The sequence below is a fragment of the Nocardioides cavernaquae genome (genome assembly GCF_003600895.1).
Taxonomy (GTDB): Bacteria; Actinomycetota; Actinomycetes; order Propionibacteriales; family Nocardioidaceae; genus Nocardioides; species Nocardioides cavernaquae.
The window spans coordinates 765,281-790,661 of sequence record NZ_QYRP01000002.1 but is presented as its reverse complement, the minus strand read 5'-3'; the positions used below and the strand labels follow the sequence as shown (position 1 = coordinate 790,661).

25 protein-coding genes and 1 tRNA gene are annotated in these 25,381 nt (G+C 69.3%); 13 read left to right on the top strand and 13 right to left on the bottom strand.

Annotated elements, in window-relative coordinates; translation table 11 throughout:
* Window positions 1-12: 12 nt before the first annotated feature.
* The 3 genes from D4739_RS03950 to D4739_RS03940 all read right to left on the bottom strand — a co-directional run bounded on the left by D4739_RS03950 (window position 13) and on the right by D4739_RS03940 (window position 3,821).
* The gene (locus D4739_RS03950) at window positions 13-2,712 is read right to left on the bottom strand and encodes a coiled-coil domain-containing protein (RefSeq protein ID WP_120059359.1); all 2,700 of its coding nucleotides are present in this window, start codon (window positions 2,710-2,712) and stop codon (window positions 13-15) included.
* 187 nt (window positions 2,713-2,899) lie between these two features.
* Window positions 2,900-3,673 carry a class I SAM-dependent methyltransferase gene (locus tag D4739_RS03945; RefSeq protein WP_120059358.1) on the bottom strand — a complete coding sequence of 258 codons (774 nt, stop codon included), beginning with the start codon at window positions 3,671-3,673 and terminating at the stop codon, window positions 2,900-2,902.
* Window positions 3,674-3,748: 75 nt separating this feature from the next.
* A tRNA-Lys gene (locus D4739_RS03940) sits at window positions 3,749-3,821 on the bottom strand.
* A 315-nt stretch (window positions 3,822-4,136) separates the two neighbouring features.
* Between D4739_RS03940 and D4739_RS03935 the strand changes: the two genes are divergently transcribed.
* The 8 genes from D4739_RS03935 (at window position 4,137) to D4739_RS03905 (ending at window position 10,173) form a co-directional block, all read left to right on the top strand.
* Window positions 4,137-4,340 (top strand): cold-shock protein, encoded by a 204-nt coding sequence (locus D4739_RS03935; protein ID WP_107698594.1) that lies wholly within the window; start codon window positions 4,137-4,139, stop codon window positions 4,338-4,340.
* Window positions 4,341-4,509: 169 nt separating this feature from the next.
* A complete protein-coding gene (locus D4739_RS16805; RefSeq protein ID WP_182920307.1) occupies window positions 4,510-4,674 on the top strand; it encodes a hypothetical protein in 165 nt (54 codons plus the stop codon).
* Window positions 4,675-4,744: 70 nt separating this feature from the next.
* Entirely contained in the window at window positions 4,745-5,041 is a 297-nt protein-coding gene (locus tag D4739_RS03930) for a metal-sensitive transcriptional regulator (protein ID WP_120059357.1), read from the top strand.
* 28 nt (window positions 5,042-5,069) lie between these two features.
* The gene (locus D4739_RS03925) at window positions 5,070-5,276 is read left to right on the top strand and encodes a heavy-metal-associated domain-containing protein (protein ID WP_120059356.1); all 207 of its coding nucleotides are present in this window, start codon (window positions 5,070-5,072) and stop codon (window positions 5,274-5,276) included.
* Complete coding sequence (locus tag D4739_RS03920; RefSeq protein ID WP_120059355.1) at window positions 5,273-6,157, top strand: hypothetical protein; 885 nt, start codon at window positions 5,273-5,275, stop codon at window positions 6,155-6,157. Before D4739_RS03925 ends, D4739_RS03920 begins: the two co-directional genes overlap by 4 nt.
* The gene (locus D4739_RS03915) at window positions 6,147-8,432 is read left to right on the top strand and encodes a heavy metal translocating P-type ATPase (protein WP_120059354.1); all 2,286 of its coding nucleotides are present in this window, start codon (window positions 6,147-6,149) and stop codon (window positions 8,430-8,432) included. Before D4739_RS03920 ends, D4739_RS03915 begins: the two co-directional genes overlap by 11 nt.
* An 85-nt stretch (window positions 8,433-8,517) precedes the next feature.
* Window positions 8,518-9,135, top strand: coding sequence for a DUF47 domain-containing protein (locus D4739_RS03910; protein ID WP_120059353.1), 618 nt, complete (start codon window positions 8,518-8,520; stop codon window positions 9,133-9,135).
* A 3-nt stretch (window positions 9,136-9,138) separates the two neighbouring features.
* Entirely contained in the window at window positions 9,139-10,173 is a 1,035-nt protein-coding gene (locus D4739_RS03905; protein ID WP_120059352.1) for an inorganic phosphate transporter, read from the top strand.
* Window positions 10,174-10,261: 88 nt separating this feature from the next.
* Here the strand turns inward: D4739_RS03905 and D4739_RS03900 are convergent, their stop codons facing one another.
* The 7 genes from D4739_RS03900 to D4739_RS03870 all read right to left on the bottom strand — a co-directional run bounded on the left by D4739_RS03900 (window position 10,262) and on the right by D4739_RS03870 (window position 17,452).
* Window positions 10,262-11,176, bottom strand: a complete 915-nt coding sequence (locus D4739_RS03900; protein WP_147384791.1) for a hypothetical protein — start codon at window positions 11,174-11,176, stop codon at window positions 10,262-10,264.
* A gap of 290 nt (window positions 11,177-11,466) precedes the next feature.
* Window positions 11,467-12,363, bottom strand: coding sequence for a phosphate ABC transporter ATP-binding protein PstB (pstB, locus tag D4739_RS03895; protein WP_120059350.1), 897 nt, complete (start codon window positions 12,361-12,363; stop codon window positions 11,467-11,469).
* Between the two features lie 8 nt (window positions 12,364-12,371).
* Complete coding sequence (gene pstA / locus D4739_RS03890) at window positions 12,372-13,274, bottom strand: phosphate ABC transporter permease PstA (RefSeq protein WP_120059349.1); 903 nt, start codon at window positions 13,272-13,274, stop codon at window positions 12,372-12,374.
* Window positions 13,274-14,221 (bottom strand): phosphate ABC transporter permease subunit PstC, encoded by a 948-nt coding sequence (gene pstC / locus D4739_RS03885; RefSeq protein WP_120059348.1) that lies wholly within the window; start codon window positions 14,219-14,221, stop codon window positions 13,274-13,276. Before pstC ends, pstA begins: the two co-directional genes overlap by 1 nt.
* A gap of 52 nt (window positions 14,222-14,273) precedes the next feature.
* The gene (locus D4739_RS03880) at window positions 14,274-15,236 is read right to left on the bottom strand and encodes a PstS family phosphate ABC transporter substrate-binding protein (protein WP_238473509.1); all 963 of its coding nucleotides are present in this window, start codon (window positions 15,234-15,236) and stop codon (window positions 14,274-14,276) included.
* Between the two features lie 196 nt (window positions 15,237-15,432).
* Window positions 15,433-16,524 (bottom strand): phosphate ABC transporter substrate-binding protein PstS, encoded by a 1,092-nt coding sequence (locus D4739_RS03875; RefSeq protein WP_120059346.1) that lies wholly within the window; start codon window positions 16,522-16,524, stop codon window positions 15,433-15,435.
* Window positions 16,525-16,540: 16 nt separating this feature from the next.
* The gene (locus tag D4739_RS03870) at window positions 16,541-17,452 is read right to left on the bottom strand and encodes an NUDIX hydrolase (RefSeq protein WP_120059345.1); all 912 of its coding nucleotides are present in this window, start codon (window positions 17,450-17,452) and stop codon (window positions 16,541-16,543) included.
* A gap of 48 nt (window positions 17,453-17,500) precedes the next feature.
* On the opposite strand from D4739_RS03870, the gene D4739_RS03865 reads away from it, so the two are divergent.
* Window positions 17,501-18,571: a hypothetical protein gene (locus tag D4739_RS03865; protein WP_120059344.1), complete on the top strand. Its 1,071-nt coding sequence runs from the start codon at window positions 17,501-17,503 to the stop codon at window positions 18,569-18,571.
* Here D4739_RS03865 and D4739_RS03860 read toward each other — a convergent pair.
* A complete protein-coding gene (locus D4739_RS03860) occupies window positions 18,528-20,720 on the bottom strand; it encodes an RNA degradosome polyphosphate kinase (RefSeq protein WP_182920468.1) in 2,193 nt (730 codons plus the stop codon). The genes D4739_RS03865 and D4739_RS03860 overlap by 44 nt on opposite strands.
* A 108-nt stretch (window positions 20,721-20,828) precedes the next feature.
* On the opposite strand from D4739_RS03860, the gene D4739_RS03855 reads away from it, so the two are divergent.
* On the top strand, window positions 20,829-21,857 hold the full coding sequence (locus D4739_RS03855) for an alpha/beta hydrolase (RefSeq protein WP_120059342.1): 1,029 nt from the start codon (window positions 20,829-20,831) through the stop codon (window positions 21,855-21,857).
* Between the two features lie 113 nt (window positions 21,858-21,970).
* On the opposite strand, the gene mshD is transcribed toward D4739_RS03855, so the two are convergent.
* Together mshD and D4739_RS03845 are read right to left on the bottom strand one after the other, a co-directional pair.
* Window positions 21,971-22,831 (bottom strand): mycothiol synthase, encoded by an 861-nt coding sequence (mshD, locus tag D4739_RS03850; RefSeq protein WP_120059341.1) that lies wholly within the window; start codon window positions 22,829-22,831, stop codon window positions 21,971-21,973.
* Window positions 22,832-23,075: 244 nt separating this feature from the next.
* Window positions 23,076-23,849 carry a response regulator transcription factor gene (locus tag D4739_RS03845; RefSeq protein ID WP_120059340.1) on the bottom strand — a complete coding sequence of 258 codons (774 nt, stop codon included), beginning with the start codon at window positions 23,847-23,849 and terminating at the stop codon, window positions 23,076-23,078.
* A gap of 66 nt (window positions 23,850-23,915) precedes the next feature.
* On the opposite strand from D4739_RS03845, the gene D4739_RS03840 reads away from it, so the two are divergent.
* Genes D4739_RS03840 through D4739_RS03830 form a run of 3 tightly spaced genes read left to right on the top strand, consistent with a single transcriptional unit; the run spans window position 23,916 to window position 25,379 of the window.
* Window positions 23,916-24,209, top strand: a complete 294-nt coding sequence (locus D4739_RS03840; RefSeq protein WP_120059339.1) for a MoaD/ThiS family protein — start codon at window positions 23,916-23,918, stop codon at window positions 24,207-24,209.
* Window positions 24,210-24,222: 13 nt separating this feature from the next.
* Window positions 24,223-24,798 carry a serine O-acetyltransferase gene (locus D4739_RS03835; protein WP_182920306.1) on the top strand — a complete coding sequence of 192 codons (576 nt, stop codon included), beginning with the start codon at window positions 24,223-24,225 and terminating at the stop codon, window positions 24,796-24,798.
* Between the two features lie 35 nt (window positions 24,799-24,833).
* A complete protein-coding gene (locus tag D4739_RS03830; protein WP_120059337.1) occupies window positions 24,834-25,379 on the top strand; it encodes a thioredoxin family protein in 546 nt (181 codons plus the stop codon).
* The last annotated feature ends 2 nt before the right edge of the window (window positions 25,380-25,381 follow it).

Below are 25,381 nucleotides of genomic sequence, written 5' to 3'. Positions count from 1 at the left end.
CCTGCGAAGCCGTCAGAGGTTGGGGCGGAACTGACGGATGGCGTCCGTGAACTCCTGCGGGTCCACCATCGACGGGTCGATCGCGAACGGAGCCATGCCGGTGCGGTGCACGAGGACCCTCCAGCGACGGCTGGTCGGCGGGTAGGGCATCTCGAGCTGGACGCGCGGGTTGGCCAGGTCGAACTTGTAGCGGGACTCGCCCGCGTGCACGTCCAGGATGCCGTTCTCGATCCGCAAGCGCTTGGGGCCGGCAGGTGACCGGAACGCCACGATGAGGAGCAGGACCGAGAGGATGCCGGCAACGGCGATGGTGACTCGCGTCGGCTCCTGGTAGGCCAGGTAGATGCCGGCACAGGCGAGCGCGAACAGCACTGCCTGGAGCATCCCGTTGACGATGGGAGCGGGCCCGCGGCGCCCGAAGTCGAAGACTCCCAGCGGAGTCTCGACGGCGTTCTGCTGGCTCTCGGCCATCTCGGGGGAGAGCGGTGCCGGTTTGGGCCGGCGCATGCCTGCAACGGCGCGCGCGACGACGTCGTCCGGGAGCACGTGGCCCTCGGCATCGACGGTCGGTACGTCGCCTTCCGCGACCGCAGGCAGGGTCGCGGTGTCGTCCGCGATCACCGGGAGCTCGCCGGTCTCGGCAGCGCCCGAGCGGTCGAGCGCTGCATCGATCAGGCCGAGGGGGCCGGCCGGCTCCTCGACGCGGTGTCGCGCGGGTTGTGCAGGGACGACGAGAGGATGCTCGGGTGCTGCCTGCCCCTCGAACGGCGCGGCCAGGGCGTGGCTGCCCGCTCGTGCCGCCTCGGCAGCGAGGCGCTCGGCCTCTGCCTGCTCGGCTGCGAGGCGCTCGGCCTCGACGCGGGCCGATTCCTCGGCCGCGAGGCGCTCGGCCTCGACGCGGGCCGATTCCTCGGCCGCGAGCCGGGATGCCTCGATCTGGGCGGCTTCCTCGGCCACGCGCTGTGCGGCGACCTGTCGGGCCTGCTCGTCGGCGAGGCGCTGGGCCTCGGCCTGCTGCGCGGCAGCGAGCTCGGCAGCGAGGCGCTCGGCCTCTGCCTGCTCGGCTGCGAGGCGCTCGGCTTCGGCGAGCTCGGCCGCGAGGCGCTCGGCTTCGGCCTGCTCGGCTGCTGCCTGCTCAGCCGCGAGGCGCTCGGCCTCCTGACGGGCTGCGGCAGCAGCGACCGCGGCAAGTCGCTGGTCCTCGGCGTCGCGTGCGGCGGCGAGGCGCTCGTTCTCCTCGGCGACGCGGCGCTGGACGTCCAGCCGCGCCTGCTCCTCGGCCAGTCGACGGGCGGTGGCGGCCTCCTCGGCGAGGGCGGCCTCCTCGGCGGCGCGACGCTCGGCCTCGAGACGAACGGCCGCGAACTGCTCGGCCTCGTTGGCACGCTGGCGGGCAGCGCGCTCTGCGGTCAGGCGCTCGCCAGCGAGGCGCTGGATCTCCGCTGCGTGCTCGGCTGCGATGCGTTCGGCGGCGATCCGTTGCTCGGCGAGCCGCTCGGCCTCGGCGGCGTGACCCGCGGCGCGGCGTTCGGCGGCCACACGTTCGGCGGCGAGCCGCTCCGCCTCGCCCGCGAGGGCGGCGGCAGCTGCCTCGGCAGCCGCACGTTGCTCGGCGGCCGCACGCTCGGCTGCGAGCTGGTCGGCGACATCGCGCTCGGCAATGACACGGGCTTCCGAGGCCTCCTCGGCCAGCCGGGCGCGGTTCTGGGCGGAAAGGTCAGCGGCGGTGCGGTCAGCGGCGGCCTGGGCGGCGATCGTGGCCTGCTCGGCGGCGGCGCGCTCGGCGAGTGCCCGCTCGTTGGCCTCGCGCTCGGCGACGGCTGCCTGCTCAGCGGCACGCCGCTCGGCTTCGGCGCGCGCAGCGGCCTGCTGCTCGGCTTCGATGGCCCGCTCGGCAGCTGCGCGTTCGGCAGTGAGCCGCTCAGCGGCGGCTGCCTCCTCACGCGCGGCACGGCTGGCGGCTGCGCGCTCTGCAGCGGCTGCGCTCTCCAGTGCACGCTGCTCCTGGGCGAGGCGGGCAGCAGCGACGCGCTCGGCCTCGGCTGCCATCTCGGCAGCTGCCATGTCGCGGGCGGCCTTCTCGGCAGCGGCGCGGGCAGCACCTTCCTGCTCGGCGGCTGCGCGCTCGGCGGCGGCGGCGAGGCCCTGCGTGGCGCGGGCAACCGCGGCCCTGCGCATCGTGTCGACATCGTCGTTGATCGACGCAGGCTTCAGGAACGCGGCCGGGATCTCGGGGGCGTCGGGGAGGCCCGCAGCCGCGCCGGAGGCCGCATCCTTCGGGTCCGGGGCGCCACGACGCCAGCGGCGGCCACCGCGGTGATCTGCGGGAACGGTCGCCGAGGTGTCGGACTCGACGTCGGCCGGCTGCTCGAGCTCAGGGTCCGGCTCGGGGGTGGGCTCGGCCTCCTCCGCCTCGATGAAGCCCTTGCGCGTCTGGTGGAACACCGCGTCGTCGCCGATGCGGCCGCCCAGCGCGGCGCTGATGTCGATGTCGGGGAGCGGCACGTCAACGGGGACCCAGGGGAGCTTGGGCAGCTCCGGCTCGGGGTCCTGCTCCGCACCTGAGCGGCCCTTGCGCCAGCGTGCGGCACGCGTCGGGGGCATCCGCGGGGCGAGGTCCTGGTTGTCGTCGACCGCCTGCTGCGCCATCGCCATGACGATGGCGTCTGCGACGTCCACCTCTGGCGTGGGCTCGCTGGTCTCAGCCGACACGGCGTCCTCGTTCCCTCTCCTGCGTGCGTTGCTTTGCGACACCTTGCCCTCCGGTGACGCCTGCGCGTCCCCGGGCTCGGGTGTCTTGGGCTCCATGACTTACGAAACTACCGCGAATGTCGCACGTTACGCAGGTCACCGCGAGCAATTCCGCGGGACGCGTGTGGCGCGTGCGGCGAGACGTCGGTCAGGGACGTTCCATCTCGGTCGGCGAGGCCATCCAGGCATGGAGGACCTTCAGGTCCTTGCGGATCGTGACGGCGAAGATGTTGCCCTGCCGGCCGAACACCTTGTTGAACGCCTTCTGTCCCCACAGGAACGTCTTCTCGGCGTTCTGGTCGCTGAGGTGCAGCTTCTTCTGGAGCACCGCGGAGGCGACCCGTCCGGTGCCGAGGTTCCACTCCGCGTGGATCTCCAGCGGGACGTGGTACGCCGGGTCGTACGACGCGACGGCCTTGCGGACCTCGCGGCGGGTCCAGCGGTAGACGAAGTTGGGTACGCCGGTGCCGTCGACGCCGCCGTCCTTGAAGTCGCCGTCGATGACGGCGGCCAGCTCGTGCCAGGTGACCACGCCAGCCTTGGTGGCCGCGCGCATCATGATCGAGTCCTGGTTCTCCACGAAGAGCACCGTCTTGCGCGCGAGCCGGTACATCTCGTGCAGCGCCTCGTGCGGGCGCGAGCAGTGGTGCAGTCCCGAGTGGCCGATCACGTGGTCGAACGAGCCATCGTCGTACGGCATCTTGTGTGCGTCCATGAACGCGGCCTCGGTGAACTCGCCGACGCTCTGGCTCTCGGGTGCGATGTTCGCGAAGTTGCAGTTGGTCAGGCCGACAGCGGCGCACACCTTCTGGTCGAACTCGCCGGCAAACTGCACGAGCACGCTGTCGTCCGGCTTGATGACGCCGGTCTCGATGTGCTGTCGGAGGAGCTTGGCGAACGTTGTCGCGCCGGGCTCGGTCATCGGTTCTCCCTGGAGGAAAGCTTGCCCCGTGTCATTGGCGCGAATCCTAGTCACGCCGCCCGTCTGACTGTTGCGTAGGCCCTGTGGGACTCGAACCCACAACCCGCGGATTAAAAGTCCGATGCTCTGCCAATTGAGCTAAGGGCCCGCGTCGACCGTCGGTCGAGCACGCCGCGAGTGTACGGCGCGGGACGATTCGGACGCGGCGGCAGGGGTTGATCTCGCCGTAACAACTTCGTTCCAGAGAGTTCACCGTCGGGGGGCGCCCTTCGGGGCTCTGGTTGCTACGCTTTGGAGTGCAACAGGTGCAAGTTCCAGCAGGTTGACGCCCGCGGAGTTTGTGATCCAACGGCGTTTCTTCTTCGGGTTCTGCCAGATCTTCGAGTCGGAGCGACGTGTCACCGCACGTGTTGTGAGGTTGCCGAACTGGCGGCCTGCTCCGATATTACGAAAGAAGAGCATCATGGCTCAGGGCACCGTTAAGTGGTTCAACGCCGAAAAGGGCTTCGGCTTCATTGCGCAGGAAGACGGCGGCGACGACGTCTTCGTGCACTACTCGGCGATCCAGACCAACGGCTACAAGTCGCTGGACGAGAACCAGAAGGTCGAGTTCGACGTCACGCAGGGTCCGAAGGGCCCGCAGGCGGAGAACGTTCGCCCCGTCTGAGAACAGACACCGACTGCACCCAGTCGAACCGATGCCCCAGACCTCAGGTCTGGGGCATCGGCGCGTCTGGGCCATTTTTACGAAGTGGTCGCCTCCGGACGTTTCTGAGGGCACGATGTCCTTGGGGAAGTTCGTGCACAGTGCTCGACGAGGAGGGAGGCGATCCGGCATGGCTGATCAGTTCGACGTGACGCTTGAGGACACCGACCTCCTGCGCGAGGTGGAGATCACCACCAACCTGATCATCGCCGCGAGCGAGTCCGCCGGGCCGCTCAGCCAGGAGCAGATCGACGCCATTCTCGGCATCGCAGCTCCCGAGGTCCCGCAGCCCTGACCCGCCCTGCACGGCGTACGTCGTTGTCTCGCGCCCTTGCATTTATACCCTAGGGGGGTAGGGTAGATGCATGACTGAGCACACCGGGCACGGCTACATCGGGAACAAGGACGACTACCTCAAGCGTCTGCGGCGGATCGAGGGCCAGGTCCGGGGCCTGCAGCGGATGGTCGAGGAGGAGCAGTACTGCATCGACATCCTCACGCAGGTCAGTGCGGTCACGAAGGGGCTGCAGGCGGTCTCGCTGGGCCTGCTCGAGGAGCACCTCGGTCACTGCGTGGTGAACGCCGCGCGCGCCGGCGACCGCGAAGCCGCCATCAAGGTCAAGGAAGCCTCCGACGCGATCGCCCGCCTCGTGCGGTCGTGACGGATCTCGGAAACCAAGGAGAACAACGATGAGCAACACCACCACCTGGACCGTGACCGGGATGACGTGCGGCCACTGCGTCGCCTCCGTGACCGAGGAGATCCAGGAGATCGCCGGCGTCACCGACGTAGCGATCACCCTGGACTCCGGGCTGGTCACCGTCACCAGCGAGGACCCCCTCGATCGCGCCGCCGTGGACGCTGCTGTCCGCGAGGCCGGCTACGTGCTCGCATGAGGGCGCGGATCAGGGTCGCGGCCTTCCCGTTCATCGTCGTCGGGGTCTTCCTGGTGGCGTTCCTCGCGGGCCAGGTGATCGATCTCGACGAACCGACGCCAGCTCCCGCGCACCAGCACGACGCGTCCTCGGCGGAGGCGGAGGCGGATGAGTTCGAGGTCGAGGTTGTCGGCGACGCCGCGGCGCCGGCCGGTCGGCGTACTCTCCGCTTCGAGGTGCTCGACGGCGACGGCAAGGCCGTCACGGCGTACGACGAGCGGCACGAGCGCGACCTGCACCTGATCCTGGTCGACAAGCTGGACCCGCGGATCTACCAGCACGTCCACCCGAAGCTGGGCGATGACGGTGTGTGGACCATCGCGCTCGACCTCGGGCCGGGTTCCTGGCGGATGTACGCCGACACGCAGCCGAGCGGTGCCGAGCCCGTGGTGCTGACGGCCGACCTCGAGGCCGTCGGGTCGCGGCCGCCTCACGACCCGCTGGCGTCGCCCAACGTCGAGGCCACCGTCGACGGGTTCACCGTCGGGCTCGCAGAGGCCGGGAACATGCTCAGCTTCACCGTCGAGCGTGGGGGCAGGCCTGTCCAGCTCGAGCCCTACCTCGGTGCGGGCGGGCATCTCGTCGCGATCCGCGCGGAAGACCTCGATTACCTGCACGCCCACCCGATGGAGGGCACCGACCAGCCGATCGGCTTCCACGTCGAGTTCGACGAGCCCGGGCGCTACGTCCTGCACTTCGACTTCCAGGTTGAGGGGACCGTGCACTCCGCGACGTTCGTCTATGAGAAGTACGCCGAGGCGAGCACGGCGCCGGAGGGCGACATGGGCGATCACGACATGGGTGATGACGACATGGGTGAGATGAGCGGTCATGACCACTGACCGGGTCGACCTGCAGATCGCGGGCATGACCTGCGCGTCCTGCGCGAACCGGATCGAGCGCAAGCTCAACAAGCTCGAGGGCGTCACCGCGTCCGTGAACTACGCGACCGAGAAGGCATCGGTCGTCCACGAGCCTGACATCACCCGCGAGCAGCTGGTCGCGGCCGTGGAGTCGGCGGGCTACTCGGTGCTGCCGGCGCCACAATCGACCTCTCGGCACGCCATTTCTGGCCTTTCGGCGGGGGAGGAGCGGCATCTCGGTGGAGGCGGCGACGGAGGCGGGGGCGGGCATGACCACGGCGCTGACGCCGATCGGCAGCGAGTGCTGGTCAGCGCGGCGCTGACGCTGCCGGTCGTCGTGCTCGCGATGGTGCCGGCATTCCAGTTCACCAACTGGCAGTGGGCCTCGCTCGTGCTCGCGGCTCCGGTCGTCGTGTGGGGTGGCTGGCCCTTCCACCGGGCGACCTGGGTCAACCTGCGCCACGGCGCCTCGACGATGGACACCTTGGTCAGCGTCGGGATCATCGCCGCGCTGGGCTGGTCGCTCTACGCGCTGTTCCTCGGCACAGCCGGGGAGCCCGGGATGGTGCACGGCTTCGACCTGACGCCTCGTCGTGAGGACGGCAGCGGGCAGATCTATCTCGAGGCAGCTGCGGGCGTGACCACGTTCCTGCTGCTCGGGCGCTACTTCGAGTCGCGCGCCAAGCGGCGGGCCGGAGACGCCCTGCGCCGGTTGCTCGAGCTGGGTGCCCGTGACGTCGCGGTCCTGCGCGGCGAGCAGGAGGAGCGGATCCCGATCCAGCAGCTGACCGTCGGCGACCGCTTCGTGGTGCGGCCGGGGGAGCGGGTCGCCACGGACGGCGTCATCGAGTCGGGGACCTCCGCGCTCGATGTCTCGCTGCTCACCGGTGAGCCGGTGCCGGTTGACGCCGGGCCCGGCGACTCGGTGGTCGGCGCGTCCGTCAACGCGGGCGGCCGCCTGATCGTGCGGGCGACGCGCGTCGGCGCCGACACCCAGCTCGCGCAGATGGCCCGGCTGGTCGAGGAGGCGCAGGCCGGCAAGGCGCCGGTGCAGCGGCTCGCCGACCGCATCTCCGGGGTCTTCGTGCCGATCGTGATCGCCCTGGCCGCGGGCACCCTGGGCTTCTGGCTCGGCACGGGCGCCGGGGCTTCGTTCGCCTTCACCGCTGCCGTGAGCGTCCTGATCATTGCCTGCCCCTGCGCCCTCGGGCTGGCCACGCCGACCGCGCTCCTGGTGGGCACCGGTCGCGGGGCACAGCTGGGGATCCTGATTCGCGGACCCGAGGTCCTCGAGTCGACCCGTCGCGTCGACACGATCGTGCTCGACAAGACCGGCACGGTCACCCGCGGCGAGATGGACCTGGTCGTCGTGCACGTCGCCGAGGGGGAGGCCGAGGACGAGGTGCTGCGACTCGCGGCTGCCCTCGAGGCCGGCTCCGAGCACCCCGTCGCGCGTGCGGTGGTCCGTGGCGCCGGGTCCGGGCTGCCCACGGTGGAGGACTTCGCCAACGTGCCCGGGCTGGGGGTGCAGGGCATCGTCGACGGCCATGCGGTACTGGTCGGTCGCCCTCGCCTGCTCGAGGAGTGGTCGCAGCACCTGCCCACATCGCTGGTCGACGCGCTCGACGCCGCGGAGGCGCAGGGTCATACCGCCGTTGCCGTCGGCTGGGACGGCCGGGCGCGCGGCGTACTCGTTGTTGCCGACACCGTGAAGGAGACCTCGGCCGAGGCCGTACGCCGCCTCCGGGCGCTCGGGTTGCGCCCCGTGCTCCTGACCGGCGACAACCGGCGCAGCGCCGAGTCGGTCGCCCGCGAGGTGGGACTGGATCCCGCCACCGAGGTGATCGCGGAGGTCCTCCCTGCGGACAAGGTCGACGTGGTGCGCAGGCTGCAGGGCGAGGGCCGGGTTGTCGCCATGGTCGGCGACGGCGTCAACGACGCTGCTGCCCTCGCGCAGGCCGACCTCGGCCTCGCGATGGGCACCGGTTCCGACGTCGCGATCGAGGCGAGCGACCTCACCCTGGTGCGGGGCGACCTGCTCCTGGTGCCGGAGGCGATCCGGCTCTCGCGGCGTACTCTCCGGACGATCCGCGGCAACCTCTTCTGGGCCTTCGCCTACAACGTCGCGGGCCTCCCGCTGGCGGCGGCCGGCCTTCTCAACCCGATGCTGGCGGGGGCCGCGATGGCGCTCTCCTCCGTGTTCGTGGTCACCAACAGCCTGAGGCTCAAGCGCTTCCGCGCCGTGACGGCGTAGGGCGGCAGTCGTTGCTGTTTGCACGACACGCCACATATGCCCCTAGCATGTTGGCCGTTCAGACCCTCTCCACCTGGAGTTCGCCGTGGCTTTCCGCATTCGACCTGTCGACGCGACGTTCTATGACCTGTTCAGCGAGTCGGCACAGCACCTCGTCATCGGCGCGGGGCTGTTGGCCGAGATGCTTGCCGAAGGGGCCGACCGCGAGGACGTCGCGCAGCGCATGCGCGACGCTGAGCACGCGGCCGATGAGACCACGCACTCGATCGTGCGCCGGGTGAACAGCACGTTCATCACGCCGTTCGACCGCGAGGACATCTACGCCCTCGCGTCCGGCCTCGACGACATCATGGACATGATGGACGAGGCAGTGGACCTGGTCCTGCTCTACGAGGTCAAGGAGCTTCCCCCGGAGCTCTCGGTCCAGGTTGAGGTGCTCCAGCAGTGCGCCGAGCTCACCGCCGACGCGATGCCGCGACTGCGCTCGATGAAGGACCTCTCCGAGTTCTGGATCGAGATCAACCGCCTCGAGAACACCGGAGACAAGACCTTCCGTCGCCTGCTCGCCAAGCTCTTCAGCGGTGACTTCAAGGCGCTCGAGGTGCTCAAGCTGAAGGACATCGTCGAGTCCCTCGAGGGTGCGATCGACGCGTTCGAGAAGGTCGCGAACACGATCGAGCAGATCGCCGTCAAGGAGTCCTGACCGGTGGAACTCGCGATCATCATCGCGGTAGTCGCCGTCGCCCTGATCTTCGACTACACCAACGGCTTCCACGACGCCGCCAACGCCATCGCCACCTCGGTGTCGACGCGTGCGCTGACGCCGCGCGTGGCCCTGATCATGGCCGCGGTCATGAACTTCATCGGTGCGTTCCTCGGCCAGAAGGTCGCCCACACGGTCGCCGATGTCATCCAGTTCGATGACGCGACGCTGGCGGGTGATGCGAGCACCTCGGTGACGGTGCACGCGCTGATCATCGTCATGTCCGGACTGCTCGGCGCGATCTCCTGGAACCTGCTGACCTGGTACTTCGGCATCCCCTCGTCCTCCTCGCACGCGCTGATCGGTGGCCTCGGCGGCGCCGCGATCGCCGGTGGCGTCGCGGTCAACTGGGACACGGTCGTCAACAAGGTCGTCATCCCGATGATCCTGTCGCCGCTCGTCGCCTTCAGCCTCGGCTTCGCCGTGATGCTGGCGATCATGTGGATCTTCCGGCGCATCAACCCGGCCAAGGCCAACCGCAACTTCCGCGTCGCCCAGACCGTCTCCGCGGCCGCCATGGCACTCGGGCACGGACTCCAGGACGCCCAGAAGACGATGGGTGTCATCTTCCTGGCGCTCCTCGCCGGTGGCTTCGTGTCCGAGGGTGACGACCTGCCGATCTGGGTCATCATCGTGGCCGCGACCGCGATCTCGCTGGGCACCTACGCCGGCGGGTGGCGGATCATGCGCACCCTCGGCCGCCGGATCATCCACCTCGACCCGCCCCGTGGGTTCGCTGCGGAGTCGGTGGCCGCGTCGGTGCTCTACTCCACGGCGTACGTCTTCGAGGCTCCGATCTCCACGACCCACACGATCACCTCGGCCGTCATGGGCGTGGGCGCCACCAAGCGCTTCTCCGCCGTGCGCTGGGGTGTCGCGAAGTCGATCGTCGTTGCCTGGGTGTCGACCTTCCCGGCCGCCGCCCTGATCGCGGGCTGCTGCTACTGGATCGCGCACCTGCTGCTCGAGGTCCTCTGACCCTCGGCTCTCCGTCTCCTGGTAGTCCCTAACGAAAAGCGCCTCATCTGACACGGATGGGGCGCTTTTCGTTAGGGACTACCGGGGGTCATGCGGCGCGCCGGCGGATGGACAGGAACCGCTCGCGCTGACTTGTAGTGAGCGCGCGGCGCTGGTCGACGGTCAACGTGGGTGTCCACCACGCGGGTGGCTGGACCGTCCATGTTCGCTCGCCCTTGTCGTGTCGGCTGGCCCGTCGGTGTGCCGCGAGAATGCGACCGACTACTCCAGACGGGTCAGGCAGATCCGAGCTGAGCATGGTCACGTACTCCAGACCGTGTCCTCGGAACAGCGCTTCGCGGCGTACGTCGCGGGTGCGCTGGGCACCCTCAAGGTGGAGCGCGCCGTCGTATTCGCCCACCACTCCTGCCTCCAGGTCCAGGACGTCCGGCGCCCCGATCAGGTTGCCGCGGAGATCGAAGATCGGCACGTTGCAGAGCGGACGGGGGAGGCCAGCGTCGAGCTCCCAGATCAGCCTCAGGTCGACCTCGCGTGGCGACCAAGCGTTCTCGTCAGCCAGTTCGAGCGCGGCGCGGAGTTGCGGCATGCCGGTCCACCCACCCAGCCCGTCGGCGTACTTGCGGACCTCGGCGATGGAAACAAGGTCGTTGTACGCCGCGAGGTCGAGGGCGCGCACCGCCTCGCGGACACCAGCCGCGTAACGCATCAGGAAACAGACCGACCGCACGGGGCGGGTGATCCTGAGACCGTCGACATCGATCAGGTCAGTCCAGCTCAGCCGCTCCTCGCTGATCGCGAAGCCCTGCTGAGGGCGAGCATGCAATCCACCGGTGACCAGTTGCACATCGAGCTCTTCGTCGGGCCGCCTGCCTGACCCGTCGAGCCATGCGGATCCGAGCCATCGCAGCGCCGCCCATCCGGTCACGGCCGCGAACGGCCGGGGGAGGAGCGGACGCGCCTCGGCGATGCGCTGCTCAGGCGTCACCTCCACATCGGCGGGCACGTAGAGCCCATGGCTGGTCGGGCGCCAGTGCGATCGGCGGGCCTGATGGCGCGTGGGCCCGTCATTCCCGTTGGGGTCGATCCGTGCCGGCCAGACCACGGATTCCCGGCATGGGTTCGCCCACCAAGGCGGCACGTCCGGAGTCATTGGTCGAGCGTGCGTCAGATGGTGCGCGCCCGCATCCGGCTCTCCACAGGACCCGCGACCCACCGCTGTAGTCCCTAACGAAAAGCGCCTCCCCTGAGCCAGGAGAGGCGCTTTTCGTTAGGGACTATCGCCCACAGGGTTGCTCAGCCGAAGCGACCGGAGATGTAGTCCTCGGTGCGCTGGTCGTTGGGCTTGGTGAAGATGGTCGAGGTCTTGTTGAACTCGACCAGCAGGCCCGTGCGGTTGCCGGTGGTCTCATCCGGGCGGGCGGTGAAGAACGCCGTGCGGTCGGAGACGCGGGCCGCCTGCTGCATGTTGTGCGTGACGACGACGATGGTGAAGTCCTCGCGAAGCTCGAGCATCAGGTCCTCGATCTTCGAGGTCGCGATCGGGTCGAGCGAGGCGCAGGGCTCGTCCATCAGGATGACGTCGGGCTTGGTGGCGATCGTCCGTGCGATGCAGAGGCGCTGCTGCTGGCCACCCGAGAGGCCGTACGCCGACTGCTTGAGCTTGTCCTTGACCTCGTCCCACAGTGCCGCGCTGCGCAGCGACTGCTCGACCAGGTCGTCCATGCTGTCGACCTTCATGCCGGTGACCCGGGGGCCGTAGGCGATGTTGTCGTAGATCGACTTCGGGAACGGGTTCGGCTTCTGGAACACCATGCCGATGTGGGTGCGGACCGCGATCGGGTCCACGCCCTTCGCGTAGATGTTCTGGTCGTGGTAGGTGATCTCACCTTCGACGCGCGCGCCGGGCACCAGGTCGTTCATCCGGTTGAGGCATCGGAGAACGGTCGACTTGCCACAGCCCGAAGGACCGATCATGGCGGTGATCTCGTTCTTGCCGAACGAGAGGTTCACGTCGTGCACGGCGTGGAAGTTGCCGTAGAAGACGTTGAGGTTGAAAGCCTCGATGACCGGTGCGGGCGGGAGGTCCGGCAGCACCCGCTCGGCCTCGGAGTGGGCCGCCGCGAGGGTCTCGACGTGCTTGTCGCCATCGCCTCCGGGGCGGATGGTGAAGGTGTTGGGGGTCTGAGACATCGGATTCCTCACCAGGATCGGGTGAACTTGTTACGGATGATGATTGCGAGTGCGTTCAGTCCGAGCACCATCACGAGCAGTATGACGATGGCGGCGCTGGCTGCGGTCTGCAACTCGGGCTTGGACTCGGACGCCAGGCTGTAGATCTGCATCGGCAGCGCGGTGATTTCCGAGGTCAGGCCCGTCGGGTCGAACCGGACGGTCGCGAGACCGACCACGAGAAGCGGAGCAGCTTCACCGATGGCGCGGGAGAGTCCGAGGATCGTGCCGGTGGCGATGCCCGGGATGGCGGACGGCAGCGTCTGGCGCCAGGTGGTCTGCCAGACCGTGGCACCGAGTGCGAGTGAGCCGTGCCGGATCTCGGTCGGGACCGCACGCACGGCCTCCCGGGTCGTGATGATGATGACCGGGAGGATCAGCAGGGCGAGGGCGAGGGCGCCGCCGATGACGGTGCCGGTGCGCTGGACACTGAACAGGGCCATCACCGCGACGGCGAGCATGCCGTAGATGATCGACGGCACCGCAGCGAGGTTCTGCAGGTTCAGCTCGATCAGCCGGTTGTACCACTTGTTGTTGTCCGCGAACTCCTCCAGGTAGAGCGCCGCGGCGATGCCCAGGGGCACAGCGATGATGGCTGTCGTGACCATCAGCCAGAGGCTGCCGAGGATGCCGGCGCGGAAGCCGGTGCTCTCCTCGCGGATCGTCGACTGGTACTCGGTGAAGAGGTTCGCGTCGAACCGGGGAGCACCCGAGATGACGGTATCGATGATCAGGGTGGCCAGCACGGCCACGCCGAAGAAGAGCGAGAACCACAGGGCGCCCAGGAAGACCAGCGACCCGGTCGAGCGGTCCCGGCTGCGACCGGCACCCAGCTGCGTGACCTCGCGTGCGGTGGTGGTAGCGGTGCTCATCAGTAGGCCTGCCTGAAACGACGGACGAGGGTGATGCTGATCGCGTTGATCGCCAGGGTGATGAAGAAGAGCGTCAGGCCGATCGCGAAGAGCAGGTAGTACTTGTCGGAGCCGACCGCGGCCTCGCCGCCCAGGGTCTGGGCAATCTTGCCGGTCATGGTCTGGGCGCCTTCGGTGACATTGAGGGTCAGCTGCTTCTGGGAGCCGGCGGCCAGGGCGACGATCATGGTCTCGCCGATGGCGCGGGACATGCCGAGCACGATCGCGGCCGAGACTCCCGAGATCGCCGCGGGGAGGACGACGCGGAGCGTGGTCTGCATCTTGTTGGCGCCCATGGCCAGCGAGCCCTGCCGGAGAGCGTGCGGCACCGCGGTGAGCGCGTCCTCGGCGAGCGAGGCAATGGTCGGGATGATCATCACCCCGAGCACGACGCCCGCGGCAAGCAGGTTGGTGAAGTTGACCTCGAGGTTGAGGATCTTGTTGAGGAGCGTCGGGGTCACGAAGGTGAGGGCGAAGAAGCCGTAGACAACCGACGGGACGCCGGCCAGCAGCTCGACCGTCGGCTTGAGCACCTTACGTGCGCGAGGCGAGGCGTACTCGGAGAGGTACATCGCGGCTCCGAGGCCGAGCGGCACCGCCACGACGAGGGCGATCGCGGTCACCTCCAGGGTCGCGGCGATCCACGGGAAGACCGCGGCGCCGACCTGTGCGCCCGGGTTGTCCTCCAGCGCGAAGAAGTCACCGAGCGGCACGTTGCGGAAGAACTGGATGACCGGCTCGATGAGCGCGAACAGGATGCCGAAGGTGATCGCGACAGAGAGCACTGCGGCGGTGACCAGCGCGGCCTTGATGACGGATTCCCCGGGCCGGACCTTGTGAGACAGATCCGGAACACCGGGCTGGCCCGCCCCGACACGGGGCGGGCCAGCTGGGTTGGTGGCGTTCATGGCCAACAGTTTGTCCTATCGAACCCACCTCGGAAGTGCTCCGAGGTAAAGGTCACTTGATCGCCGCGAGGGCGTCCTTGGTGGCGGTGTACTGCTCGTCGCTGAGCGCGATGAAACCGGACTCCTCAGCGATGGTCTCGAGGTTCTCGATGTAGAAGTCGGTGAACGCCTTGACGGCCGGCTTGTCGGTGTACGACGCGTTGTTCGTGTAGATGAACAGCGGGCGGGCGAGCGGGGTGTAGGAACCGTCGCGCGCGGTGTCGGCGGACGGAGCAACGCAGCCCTCGCCACCGTCGACCTCGAGGGCCTTCAGCGTCTCGGCGTTCTCCTCGAAGTAGGAGTAGCCGAAGAAGCCGACGGCGCCCTTGGTGCCGGAGACACCCTGGACCAGGACGTTGTCGTTCTCGGAGGACTCAACGTCGGTGCGCAGCTTCTCGGACTCGTTGTCGAAGACGTCGTTGGCCATGTAGTCGTACGTGCCGGAGTCCTCGCCGGGGATGAAGAACGAGATCTTCTGGTCCGGGAACGACTTGTCGAGCTGGTTCCAGTTGGTGACCTTCGAGCCCTGGATCAGGAGCTTGCTGATCTGGTCGACGGTGAGGCAGTCGACGGCGAGGTCCTTGTGGACGGCGATCGTCAGCGCGTCGGTGGCAACCTGGAGCTCGGTGTACTTGATGCCGGCCTTCTCGCAGACCGGGGCTTCCTCGTCGGTCTTGATCGGGCGCGACGCGTCGGAGATGTCGGTCTCGCCGGCACAGAACTTCTCGAAGCCGCCGCCGGTGCCGGACTCGCCGACCGTGGCCTTGATGCCCGGCTGCTCCTCGCCGACGAGCTCCTGGGCGGCGATGCTCATCGGGTAGACGGTCGAGGAACCGTCAATGGCGACCGAGCCGGTGACCTGCTCGGCGTCGCCAGCCTTGGGCTCGGACTCGCCACCACAGGCGGCGAGCGAGAGCGAGAGGGCCGCGAGGGCCAGGGCCGGGGCGGTCGCCCGGCGGATGGAAGTGGCGTTCACTTCATTCTCCTGATGCATTTGAGTTGAACTGTCCCGGCGAACCTAAGGAGGGCAGGTGTCCGACTTTGCGGGTGCAGGTGAACGAGCGATGAACGGTTCTGGGCGCCAAGGCCACGCTTGAGCGTGCGTGAGACGGCGATCACGTGAACGAGCCGGTCTAGACCTTGACGGCATGCCGCACTTCGCGGCATGGCAGTCAGGCGATCTTGTCGACGAGCAGCTGGGCCCTGTTGGCGATGTCGCGCTCGAGGGGTGCGGAACGGGCCTCGGTGGCGGCCGTCTTCTGGCCGTCCTCCGACAGGACGTAGGTCAGGTACGCCTTGACCAGCCTTGCCGTGGCCGGGTCGTCGTAGGTCGGGCAGGCGAGGAGGTAGGACACGAGGACGTTCGGGTACGCCGAGGGGTCGTCGGTCGCGCGGGCCAGGTCGAGCGCCAGGTCGCGTGCGGACGCCCCGGCCGGGCGGGAGATCGACAGGAGTCTGGCAGCGCCCTCGGCCGAGGGCACGACGAATGCGGATCCGACCTTCAGCCGGGCAACCTGCATGCCCTTCGTGGCCGAGTTGTCGGCGTACCCGATCGTGCCCTCGTCCTGGGACACCGCGCCGACGAGGCCCGACGTGCCGGCGGCGGCGATCCCGCCCTCGACGGGCCAGAGGCTCGCGGGATCCGCCGGGAACGACCCAGCCTCCGCGAGGTAGCTGAGGAAGTTCTTCGTGGTGCCCGAGTTGTCCGAGCGGTGCACCGGCACGATCGGGGTTGCCGGAAGGTCGGACTCCGGGTTCGTCGCCGTGATGGCCGGGTCGTCCCACGAGGTGATGGTGCCCGCGAAGATCCCGGAGACGGTTGCTGGGTCGAGCTGCAGGTCATCTACGCCGGGGAGGTTGTAGACGACCGCGATCGGGGAGACGTAGGCCGGGACCTGGATCGGGTTGCCGCCGCAGCGCTTCCGGGCCGCGGACAGCGCGCCCTTGTCCTCGCCGAGGGCGGAGTCCGTCGCGCCGAACGCGTAGGCACCGTTGATGAAGTTGGCGCGGCCGTCGCCCGAACCGACAGCCTCGTAGGTGATCTCGAGGCCCGGGTTGGCGTCGCGCAGGGCGGTGATCCAGGTGGACTGGGCCGACTCCTGGGCGGTCGATCCGCCGCCGGTCAGCGTGCCGGTCAGCGCGGCGTCGGTCGTGTCCGCGTCCCGCGGAGCCTCGTTGCCGGCGCTGCAGGCCGTGCCCCCTGCCGCGAGCAGCAGCGAGCAGACGACCGGCGTGATGACCTTGCGGAAGGGGAAGGCGTCCACGTGAGGCTCCTGATCTTCAGCGCACGCCGTGGCGCTCGACGGCGACGGCTTCACCGCGGCGAAGGTGAACGACCACCATCTCACCGGGTTCAAGCCGCGGGTCCTCGAGCCCGAGCACGTCGAACACGGCCGGGAGGACGGGACGGTGCGTGCAGAGCACCGTGCGCTTGTCGGCATCGACCAGCTCCTCGACCAGGTCGGTCACGCCGCGCGTGGTGGCGTCCTCCTCGGAGAGGCGGTCCTCGGTGACCACCTTGCGGCCGCACGCGTCGGCGTACGGGACGACGGTCGCGACGCAGCGCAGGCTGCTGGAAGTGACCAGCCGCGTCGCGTCGTACGCCGCGAGGAGGGGCACGAGGCGGTCGGCCTGCATCGTGCCGAGCTTGAGGAGCGGCCGGAACCGGTCGTCGGTGCGCCAGTGGGAGCGGGCGCGGGCGTGGGCGTGGCGCAGGACGATGACGGTGGTGGTGCGCTTGCGGCGCTTCACCGCCTGCTTCAGGGTGGCGCGGTCGTACTTGTAGGAGAGCAGCTCCCGCGCCTCGTCGACCGGCACCCAGCGGACCTGGTCGATCTCCCGGTTGGCCACGTAGGCCGAGACGTCGTCGCTGTCGAGGACCCGGGCGACCCAGTAGTGGACGACCTTGAGGCGACCACCGCTGATGACGTACTCCTGGGAGTCGAGCGGCTGCCCCAGCCGGACGGCGAGCCCGGTCTCCTCGGCCACCTCACGCACCGCGGCCGTCACCACGTGCTCGCCGCGGTCGACCTTGCCCTTGGGGAACGACCAGTCGTCGTACTTCGGTCGGTGGACGAGCAGCACCTCCAGCACGCGCGGATCGGTGCCCGCGGGGGGAGCCTTGCGGAGCACCACGGCGCCCGCGGCGACGACCGGGTGTGCAGCCGGTCGGGGAGGGGGCGTGCTCGACATGGCGTTAGTCTCACACCACCCTGCTGCTTTGAGGAGTGGACCTCGCCGATGCTGGACCGCCTGCGCAACTCGATGTCAGGACGCCCGCGGGTCCTCCTCTCAGGCCTCCTCGTCCTGGCGGTCGTCATCGCCGCGATCCTGTACGCCGCGTGGCCGCGGTCGGGCTCGACCCTCGAGCGCGCGACCTCGCTGCTCCCGAAGGACACCCTGCGCATCGCCTTCACCGACTGGTCCGGTGTGCGCGACGAGATGGATGCCGACGCGGCGGGGTGCACGGCCTGGCCGCACTGTGACGGAGCCAGCGTGCTCGACGGCTCCGAGCTCGCCTCGTCCTCGGTGATCGCCGGCCTGGCACCCACGCTGGACGAGGAACTCGGCTGGGGACCGCGCAGCATCGAGTGGGAGGTGCTCGGACAGGGGCGCAACGGGCAGGTCCTGATCGTCGATGCCGGATCCTCGGAGCTCGACGGCATCGCAAAGCGCTATGAGGAGCACGGATTCGCGGACCCCGGCAAGCGGCGGCTGGACGGAGCCGTCTGGTCGGGTGGACCCGATGCGCTGGCCCGGATCCCCGATCTGGCGGAGCCGATCCTGCAGCACGTCGCGTTCCTCGGTGACGACCACCTGCTGCTGAGCTCGGACAGCCCCTCCGCACTGGCGAGGGCCGTGAAGTCGGCTCGCGACGGCGGACTGTCGTGGGACCTCGCGGGTGCTGTGACCGAGCCGCTGTCCGCCGTGGGTTTCGTCGACGACTTCGCCTGTGAAGCCCTCTCGATGGCCACTGCCGATCCCGGTGCGCGGGCCACCGCGACGCGCGTGGTGGAGGAGGCCGGCGGCGTCTCGCCGCTGGTCGGTTATCTCGTCGCCCTGGGCCCCGATCGTGCGTGGACGGCGGGCTTCGCGTTCGAGACCGTCGCCCAGGCACGTCACGACGCACGCTCGCGCCAGTCACTCGCCCGCGCGGAGGATCCGGGGCAGATGGAGTCCTACCCCGACCTCTTCACGCTCGACTCGGCCGAGCGGGACGACCGGATGGTCGTGCTGCACGGCCGAGCGGCCAGCTCGTCCTACGCGCTCAGCGAGACGACGCAGGGTCCTGTGCTGCTGGCGTCCTGCTAGAGGACCGTCCGCGGCGACGCTGCTTGTCGATCAGGATCTTCTGCAGGTCGCCGGTGCCGCCGTTGTGCTTCCACACGCCGTCACCGTCGAGCTCCCACGCGCCCGTCTCGGGGGAGAAGGCGAGGTCCAGCAGTGCGCCGATGTGCTCGACCGGCTGCTCGCCGGGCAGGCGCACGAGCACCTCGACGCGACGGTCCAGGTTGCGGTGCATCATGTCGGCCGAGCCGATCCAGGCCTGCGGCTCGCCACCGTTCTCGAACCAGAAGACCCGGCTGTGCTCGAGGAACCGACCGAGGATCGAGCGGACCTCCATCGTCTCCGACAGGCCGGGGACGCCCGGTCGGGCCGAGCAGATGCCGCGCACCAGCAGCTGCACCGGCACTCCTGCCTGCGACGCCAGGTAGAGCGCGTCGATGATCGCCTCGTCGACGACCGAGTTGGCCTTCAGGCGGATGCGCGCAGGGCGGCCGGCCTGGTGGTGGCCGATCTCGGCGTGGATCTGGTCGATCAGCCCGTCGCGGACGGAGTCGGGGGCGACCAGCAGCTCGTCGTACTGCGCGTTGCGGGAGAAACCGCTGAGGTTGTTGAAGAGGTGCGCGACGTCCAGCCCGATGGCCTCGTTGGTGGTCAGCAGGCCGAAGTCCTCGTAGAGGCGCGCGGTCTTCGGGTTGTAGTTGCCGGTGCCGATGTGGGTGTAGCGACGGATGCCGCCACCCCGCTCCACCTCGTCGCGCACGACCATCGCGAGCTTGCAGTGGGTCTTCAGGCCGACCTGGCCGTAGACGACGTGGCAACCCGCGTGCTCGAGCTTGCGCGCCCAGCGGATGTTGTTGGACTCGTCGAACCGGGCCTTGATCTCCACCAGCACGAGCACCTGCTTGCCGGCCTCGGCGGCGTCGACCAGGGCATCGATGATGGGGGAGTCGCCGCTGGTCCGGTAGAGCGTCTGCTTGATCGCCAGCACGTGCGGGTCCGCTGCGGCCTGCTCGATGAAGCGCTGGACGCTGGTCGCGAAGCTGTCATAGGGGTGGTGCAGGAGTACGTCGCCACGGCGCGTGGTCTTGAAGACGTCGACCGGGCTGGCCGACTCGACCGGCGCCAGCTGCTTGTGCGTGGACGGCACGAACGCGTCGTACTTCAGGTCCTCGCGGTCGATGTCGGCGATGTCGTGGAGGCCGCGCAGGTCCAGCGGGCCGGGCAGCCGGAAGACCTCGGACTCGGTGATGCCGAGCTCGGAGACCAGCAGGTCGAGCACCTCGGGATCGATCGACTCCTCGACCTCCAGGCGCACCGGCGGTCCGAACTTGCGTCGCAGGAGCTCCTTCTCGAGGGCGGCGAGGAGGTTCTCGGCGTCGTCCTCCTCGACCTCGAGGTCCTCGTTGCGGGTGACCCGGAAGGTGTGGGCCTGGAGGACCTCCATGCCGGGGAAGAGCTTCTTGAGGTGCTCACCGATGACGTCCTCGAGCGGCACGAAGCGCTGGTTGCCCAGCGGCACGAAGCGGTTGAAGATCGGCGGGACCTTGACCCGGGCGAAGCGCTCCTTCTTCGTCTTGGGGTTGCGCACCAGGACGGCGATGTTGAGCGAGAGGCCGGAGATGTAGGGGAAGGGGTGGGCCGGGTCGACCGCCAGCGGCGTCAGCACCGGGAAGACCCGCTCCTTGAAGAGCTTCTTGCACTTCTTCTGCTCGTCGAGGTCGAGGTCGGCCCAACGGACCAGCTCGATGCCCTCGCTCTTGAGCGCGGGGATGATCTGGTCCTGGAAGACGGCCGCGTGGCGCTCCATCAGCTCGGCGGTGGTTGCCCAGATCGACTCGAGGACCTCCTTGGGCAGGTGGCCGCTGGCCGCCCGCACGGCCACTCCGGCGGCGATGCGCCGCTTGAGGCCGGCCACGCGGACCATGAAGAACTCGTCGAGGTTGCTCGCGAAGATGGCCAGGAACCGTGCGCGCTCCAGCAGCGGGAGCTTCGGGTCCTCGGACAGCTCCAGCACACGCTGGTTGAAGTGCAGCCAGGACTGCTCGCGGTCGAGGAAGCGGTCGGGGAACGCCTCGAGAGCTGCGAGCTCCTCGTCGCCGGGCACGTAGGGCGGCTCGACGTCGAAGGTCTCGCTGGTGCTGACCGGGAGGAGGTCGACGGGACCTTCCTCGATCGAGCCGCTGAGGTGCGAGGGCAGTGCTTCCTGGGTCACGGGTGCAGTCTGGCACTTGTGGGTTAACGCACGGTGACGGCTCAGTCTCCCGGCGGATAGCGTCAGCGCGTGCACCTCTCGATCCCGGCCGCCCTGAAGACCCAGTCGCTGCGTGCAGCCTTTGCGCTCCCGCCGGTGGTGAGGCGGGTGATCACGGGCCCGCCGATCGTGCGGCAGGGCCTGACCCTCGACCCTGATCCGCACCTCGCGGTCCGGCTGCAGAAGCTCCTCCACGAGCCGGTTCTGGGTTCGCGGTCCGTGCCGGAGGGGCGGGTGCAGATGCTGACCGACGCACGCATGGTCGGTGGCCACCAGCCGATCTCCTCCGTGGTGTCGCTGGAGGTTGCCGGGCGACGGGCGCGTCTCTACGTGCCCTCGACGCCCACCGATGCGCTGCTCGTCTTCATCCACGGCGGTGCCTGGATCTTCGGCGACCTCGACTCGCACGATGCGCCGTGCCGGTTCCTGGCGGAGCAGGCCGGCGTCCGGGTGCTCGCCATCGACTACCGGCTCGCTCCCGAGCACCCGTTCCCCGCGGCGTACGACGACTGCGTCGATGCCTATCGCTGGGTGGTTGCCAACGCCGCGCTGGTCGGGGCATCGCCGGACCGGCTCGCTGTCGGCGGCGACTCGGCCGGCGGCAACCTTGCGGCGGGCGTAGCGCTCGCGGCAGCTGCCGAGGGCCTGCCGCTCGCCTTCCAGCTGCTGGTCTACCCGGCCACCGACCTGACCGACTCGGAGACCGGGAGCTATCGCGAGTTCGGGGGCGGCGGGTTCTACCTGACCAAGGCGATGATGGATCTCGGCGCCGATTCCTACGTGCCGGACGTCGCGTTGCGGAGTGATCCGAGGGTGTCGGTCCTGCTGGCGCCGGTGCCCGAGGGCGTTGCGCCCGCCTATGTCTGCACGGCCGGTTTCGACCCGCTTCGCGACGAGGGTGAGGCCTACGCCGCCAAGCTCTCCGCTGCCGGCGTCAAGGTCGAGCTCGAGCGGTTCGACGGCCAGATCCACGGGTTCTTCAACCTGGTCGGCATCGGTCGCTCGGGCCCCGCGGCCGTTGCGCGCATCGCTGCAGCACTCGCCGCCGGCCTGTCCTGATCCCTCTGATCCCTCCCCGCCGAGAGGCCAGGCTTGGTGCGCCGAGAGGCCAGGCTTGGTGCGCCGAGAGGCCAGGTTTGGTCTGCCGAGGGGTCAGGTCTGGTGGAGGTCACTCACGCTCGGTGGTACTGCACGTGCGTGTGGTCGGGTGCGAAACCGAATGCGCGGTACAGCGCGATGGCTGGGGCGTTGGTCCCCTCGACGTACAGATGGACGGCAGTGCACCCGCGACGCGCAAGGTGTGCGAGGCCGGCGCGGGTGAGAGCGCGGCCGATGCCTGACCCCTGCGCCTCAGGCGCGACAGCCAGGACGTAGATCTCGCCCTGTGCGCCGCGATGGACCTTCGTCCAGTGAAAGCCGAGGAGGCGGGAACGGTCGGTAGCGACGAGCAAGCCGTCCGGGTCGAACCACGGTTCCGCCATTCGTTCGGCGAGATTGTCGGCGTCCATGGCGCCTTGCTCCGGATGGGCGATGAAAGCCGATGCGTTGACGCGAAGCAACTCGGCTTCGTCGGTCGGGAGATAGCCGCGGATCCGGGGGTCCACGTCCATGTGGGTGTCGGTGCTCGTTGTCGGTCGCGTCATCACGAGGAGCTCGCGGGATCTGCCAAAGCCGTGCGTCCTCGCGAGAGCATCGGCGCCAGGATGGTCGCCGTGTGACCAGGCGTCGATCGCTCCGGATGTCGACTCGACCACGGTCTCGAGCAGCGCCCGCCCGACGCCGGTACGTCGATGGGCCGGGGACACAGCGAGGTCGAGTGCGCTGGCGCCAAGGCCCGCTCGGGCCAGCGCGAAGCCGCCCTCGGCGAGCCAGAGATCGGCTCCGGCCAGTCCGTGGTTGTGCAGGTGGAGGCGCGCTGCCTCGTCGAGGGGGTCGCGCCCGTCAGCCGCGCGGCACGCGGCCAGCAGCTCAGCCAGGGCTGCGGCGGGAGCACCTGCGTACTGATCCGGTGGAACTCGGCGTACGTCGACCATGGGTTGACCCTATCGACCGCCAGACCTGACGGTTCGGCCACGCCAGACCTGACGGTTCGGCACGCCAGACCTGACGGTTCGGCACGCCAGACCTGACGGTTCGGCACGCCAGACCTGACGGTTCGGCACGCCAGACCTGACGGTTCGGCACGCCAGACCTGACGGTTCGGCACGCCAGACCTGACGGTTCGGCACGCCAGACCTGACGGTTCGGCACGCCAGACCTGACCTTTCGGCGGAGTGGTCAGGCGTCGAGGGGGTGCTCGGCCTCGGCGGCATCCGCCCCGTCGCCGTCGGTGTCATCGTCATCGCTCTTGTCGCCACCGAGCGCGGCGTTCTTGGACGGGATGACGAACCGGTAGCCGACGTTGCGGACGGTGCCGATCAGGGTCTCGTTCTCGGGGCCGAGCTTGGCGCGGAGGCGGCGCACGTGGACGTCGACCGTGCGGGTGCCGCCGAAGTAGTCGTAGCCCCACACCTCCTGCAGCAGCTGCTGGCGGGAGAAGACCCGGCCCGGGTGCTGCGCGAGGAACTTGAGGAGCTCGAACTCCTTGAACGTGAGGTCGAGCGGGCGGCCACCCAGCCGCGCGGTGTACGTCGCGTCGTCGACGACGACTTCGCCGGACCGGATCACGTGCGAGTCGGGGTCGTTTGCGTCGCGGCGGGCGCTGTTGCGGCCGATCGCCAGCTTGATGCGGGCCTCGAGCTCGGCCGGACCGCAGGTGCCGAGGACGACGTCGTCCATGCCCCAGTCGGCACCGACCACGGAGAGCCCGCCCTCGGTGAGGATCAGGATCACCGGCACATCGGCGCCGGTGGTCTGCATGAGGCGGCACAGGTCGCGTGCGTGGGCGAGGTCGCTGCGGCCGTCGACGAGCACGAGGTCGGACTCGGGTGCCTCGAGGAGGGCACTGCCCTCGGCGGGGAGCACCTTGACCTGGTGGCTGAGCAGCGACAGCCCCGGCAGCACGTCAGACGATGACTGGAGGGCGCTGGTCAGCAGCAGCAGAGCGCTCATCGCTGCCTCCTTCCATGGCCGCCCCGGAAGGCGAGTGTGACCTCGGTGACTGCGAGACTATCGAACATGGGTCCGGAAGGTGAGCGCGTGGCACGTGTCGAGACGGGGATCACGGTGCGCTACTGGGCGGCTGCACGCGCTGCGGCCGGCATCGGAGCGGAAACGTTTGCGTCGCCGTTGACCCTCGACGACCTCCGGGCACGCATCCTCGAGCGGCACCCCGGAAGCGACCGGCTCCCCGCCGTACTCGCTGTCTGCTCGGTGCTCGTCGACGGCCGCCAGCCCGGCACGCCCGCGGGTGAGCAGGTGCTCGAGGCCGGTATGACGGTGGAGTTCCTGCCGCCGTTCGCCGGGGGCTGACAGGATGCTGTCCATGTGGAGCCTGATCCGGGAAGACCTCAAGGCCAGCGTCGACCAGACGCGGGTGTTCGGCGCGGCGTTCTGGGTGAAGGTGCTCGGCAAGCTGCTGATCACGCCGCAGGTGCAGGTGGTGGTGCTGTTCCGCATCGGCCACGCAGTGGCGGGCACCCCGCTTCGCCCGCTGGCCTTTGTGCTCAGGGCATGGGGCCTGATGATCTCCGGCGCGGAGATCCACCCGGACGCACAGATCGGCCCGGGCATGTCGCTGATGCACTCCAGCGGTGTCGTGATCGGCGGCGGAGTCGTTGCGGGCAAGGGTTTGAGGATGGCGCAGGGCGCGACTCTCGGCGAGCCTGCCGGTGGTGGTGCTGACGCCAACCGGGGCTTCCCGACGCTCGGTGACTACGTGAGCCTCGGCGCCCACGCGGTCGTCCTCGGGAGCCGCTCGCTGGCAGACGGCTGCGTGGTCGGCGCCAACTCGGTCGTCACCCGCGACGTCCCCGAGCTGACCGTCGTCGTCGGCGCACCCGCGCGCGAGGTCAAGACGGTCACCTGGGTCGACGTCATCAACCGGCCCTCCAAGGACTGAGGAATGCCTGGCCTGGTGCGGCAGTTGGGATCGGCATGACTTCGGAGCCCACGCTCACGGGACTGATCGTCCTCATTGCGGCTGTCGTGGTCGCGGTCGTCTTCGGGACGTACCGGCTCATCAGCGACGGCCGCTTCAGTGGCACGCACGCCATCCGCCACGCGGAGCGCCACGCTGCGCGCGGGCGCCACGACGCAGCCCACCCGGACAGCCACGCGGCCCACCCGGACGGTACGCCGCCGGCCGGGACCCCGGCGTCCCGTGCCGATCCGCTCCTCGGTGGCACCGAGTGGGCCGACCAGATCGGTGAGCGGGCGACGCTCGTCCAGTTCTCGACCGCGTTCTGCGCCCCGTGCCGGGTGGCCCGGCGCACGCTCGGTGAGGTCGCGGCGGTCGTGCCGGGCGTCGTGCACATCGAGATCGACGCGGAGCACCACCTCGACCTGGTCCGCCGGCTCGGCATCATGCGCACGCCCACGACGGTCGTCCTCGACGGGGCCGGCCACGAGGTCCAGCGGGCCTCGGGAGCGCCGTCCAAGGCACAGGTCATCACGGCGCTCGATGCTGCGCTTGCCGATTGACC

Excerpts from the sequence above, each read along its gene's own strand:
- D4739_RS16805 (WP_182920307.1), top strand. The coding sequence starts at position 4,510 with ATGGCTGATCAGTTCGACGTGACGCTTGAGGACACCGACCTCCTGCGC.
- D4739_RS03830 (WP_120059337.1), top strand. The coding sequence starts at position 24,834 with ATGACTTCGGAGCCCACGCTCACGGGACTGATCGTCCTCATTGCGGCT.
- D4739_RS03935 (WP_107698594.1), top strand. The coding sequence starts at position 4,137 with ATGGCTCAGGGCACCGTTAAGTGGTTCAACGCCGAAAAGGGCTTCGGC.
- D4739_RS03835 (WP_182920306.1), top strand. The coding sequence starts at position 24,223 with ATGTGGAGCCTGATCCGGGAAGACCTCAAGGCCAGCGTCGACCAGACG.
- pstC (WP_120059348.1), bottom strand. The coding sequence starts at position 14,221 with ATGAACGCCACCAACCCAGCTGGCCCGCCCCGTGTCGGGGCGGGCCAG.
- D4739_RS03945 (WP_120059358.1), bottom strand. The coding sequence starts at position 3,673 with ATGACCGAGCCCGGCGCGACAACGTTCGCCAAGCTCCTCCGACAGCAC.
- pstB (WP_120059350.1), bottom strand. The coding sequence starts at position 12,363 with ATGTCTCAGACCCCCAACACCTTCACCATCCGCCCCGGAGGCGATGGC.
- D4739_RS03920 (WP_120059355.1), top strand. The coding sequence starts at position 5,273 with ATGAGGGCGCGGATCAGGGTCGCGGCCTTCCCGTTCATCGTCGTCGGG.
- D4739_RS03845 (WP_120059340.1), bottom strand. The coding sequence starts at position 23,849 with ATGAGCGCTCTGCTGCTGCTGACCAGCGCCCTCCAGTCATCGTCTGAC.
- pstA (WP_120059349.1), bottom strand. The coding sequence starts at position 13,274 with ATGAGCACCGCTACCACCACCGCACGCGAGGTCACGCAGCTGGGTGCC.
- D4739_RS03840 (WP_120059339.1), top strand. The coding sequence starts at position 23,916 with ATGGGTCCGGAAGGTGAGCGCGTGGCACGTGTCGAGACGGGGATCACG.
- D4739_RS03870 (WP_120059345.1), bottom strand. The coding sequence starts at position 17,452 with ATGTCGAGCACGCCCCCTCCCCGACCGGCTGCACACCCGGTCGTCGCC.
- mshD (WP_120059341.1), bottom strand. The coding sequence starts at position 22,831 with ATGGTCGACGTACGCCGAGTTCCACCGGATCAGTACGCAGGTGCTCCC.
- D4739_RS03930 (WP_120059357.1), top strand. The coding sequence starts at position 4,745 with ATGACTGAGCACACCGGGCACGGCTACATCGGGAACAAGGACGACTAC.
- D4739_RS03915 (WP_120059354.1), top strand. The coding sequence starts at position 6,147 with ATGACCACTGACCGGGTCGACCTGCAGATCGCGGGCATGACCTGCGCG.
- D4739_RS03925 (WP_120059356.1), top strand. The coding sequence starts at position 5,070 with ATGAGCAACACCACCACCTGGACCGTGACCGGGATGACGTGCGGCCAC.
- D4739_RS03865 (WP_120059344.1), top strand. The coding sequence starts at position 17,501 with ATGCTGGACCGCCTGCGCAACTCGATGTCAGGACGCCCGCGGGTCCTC.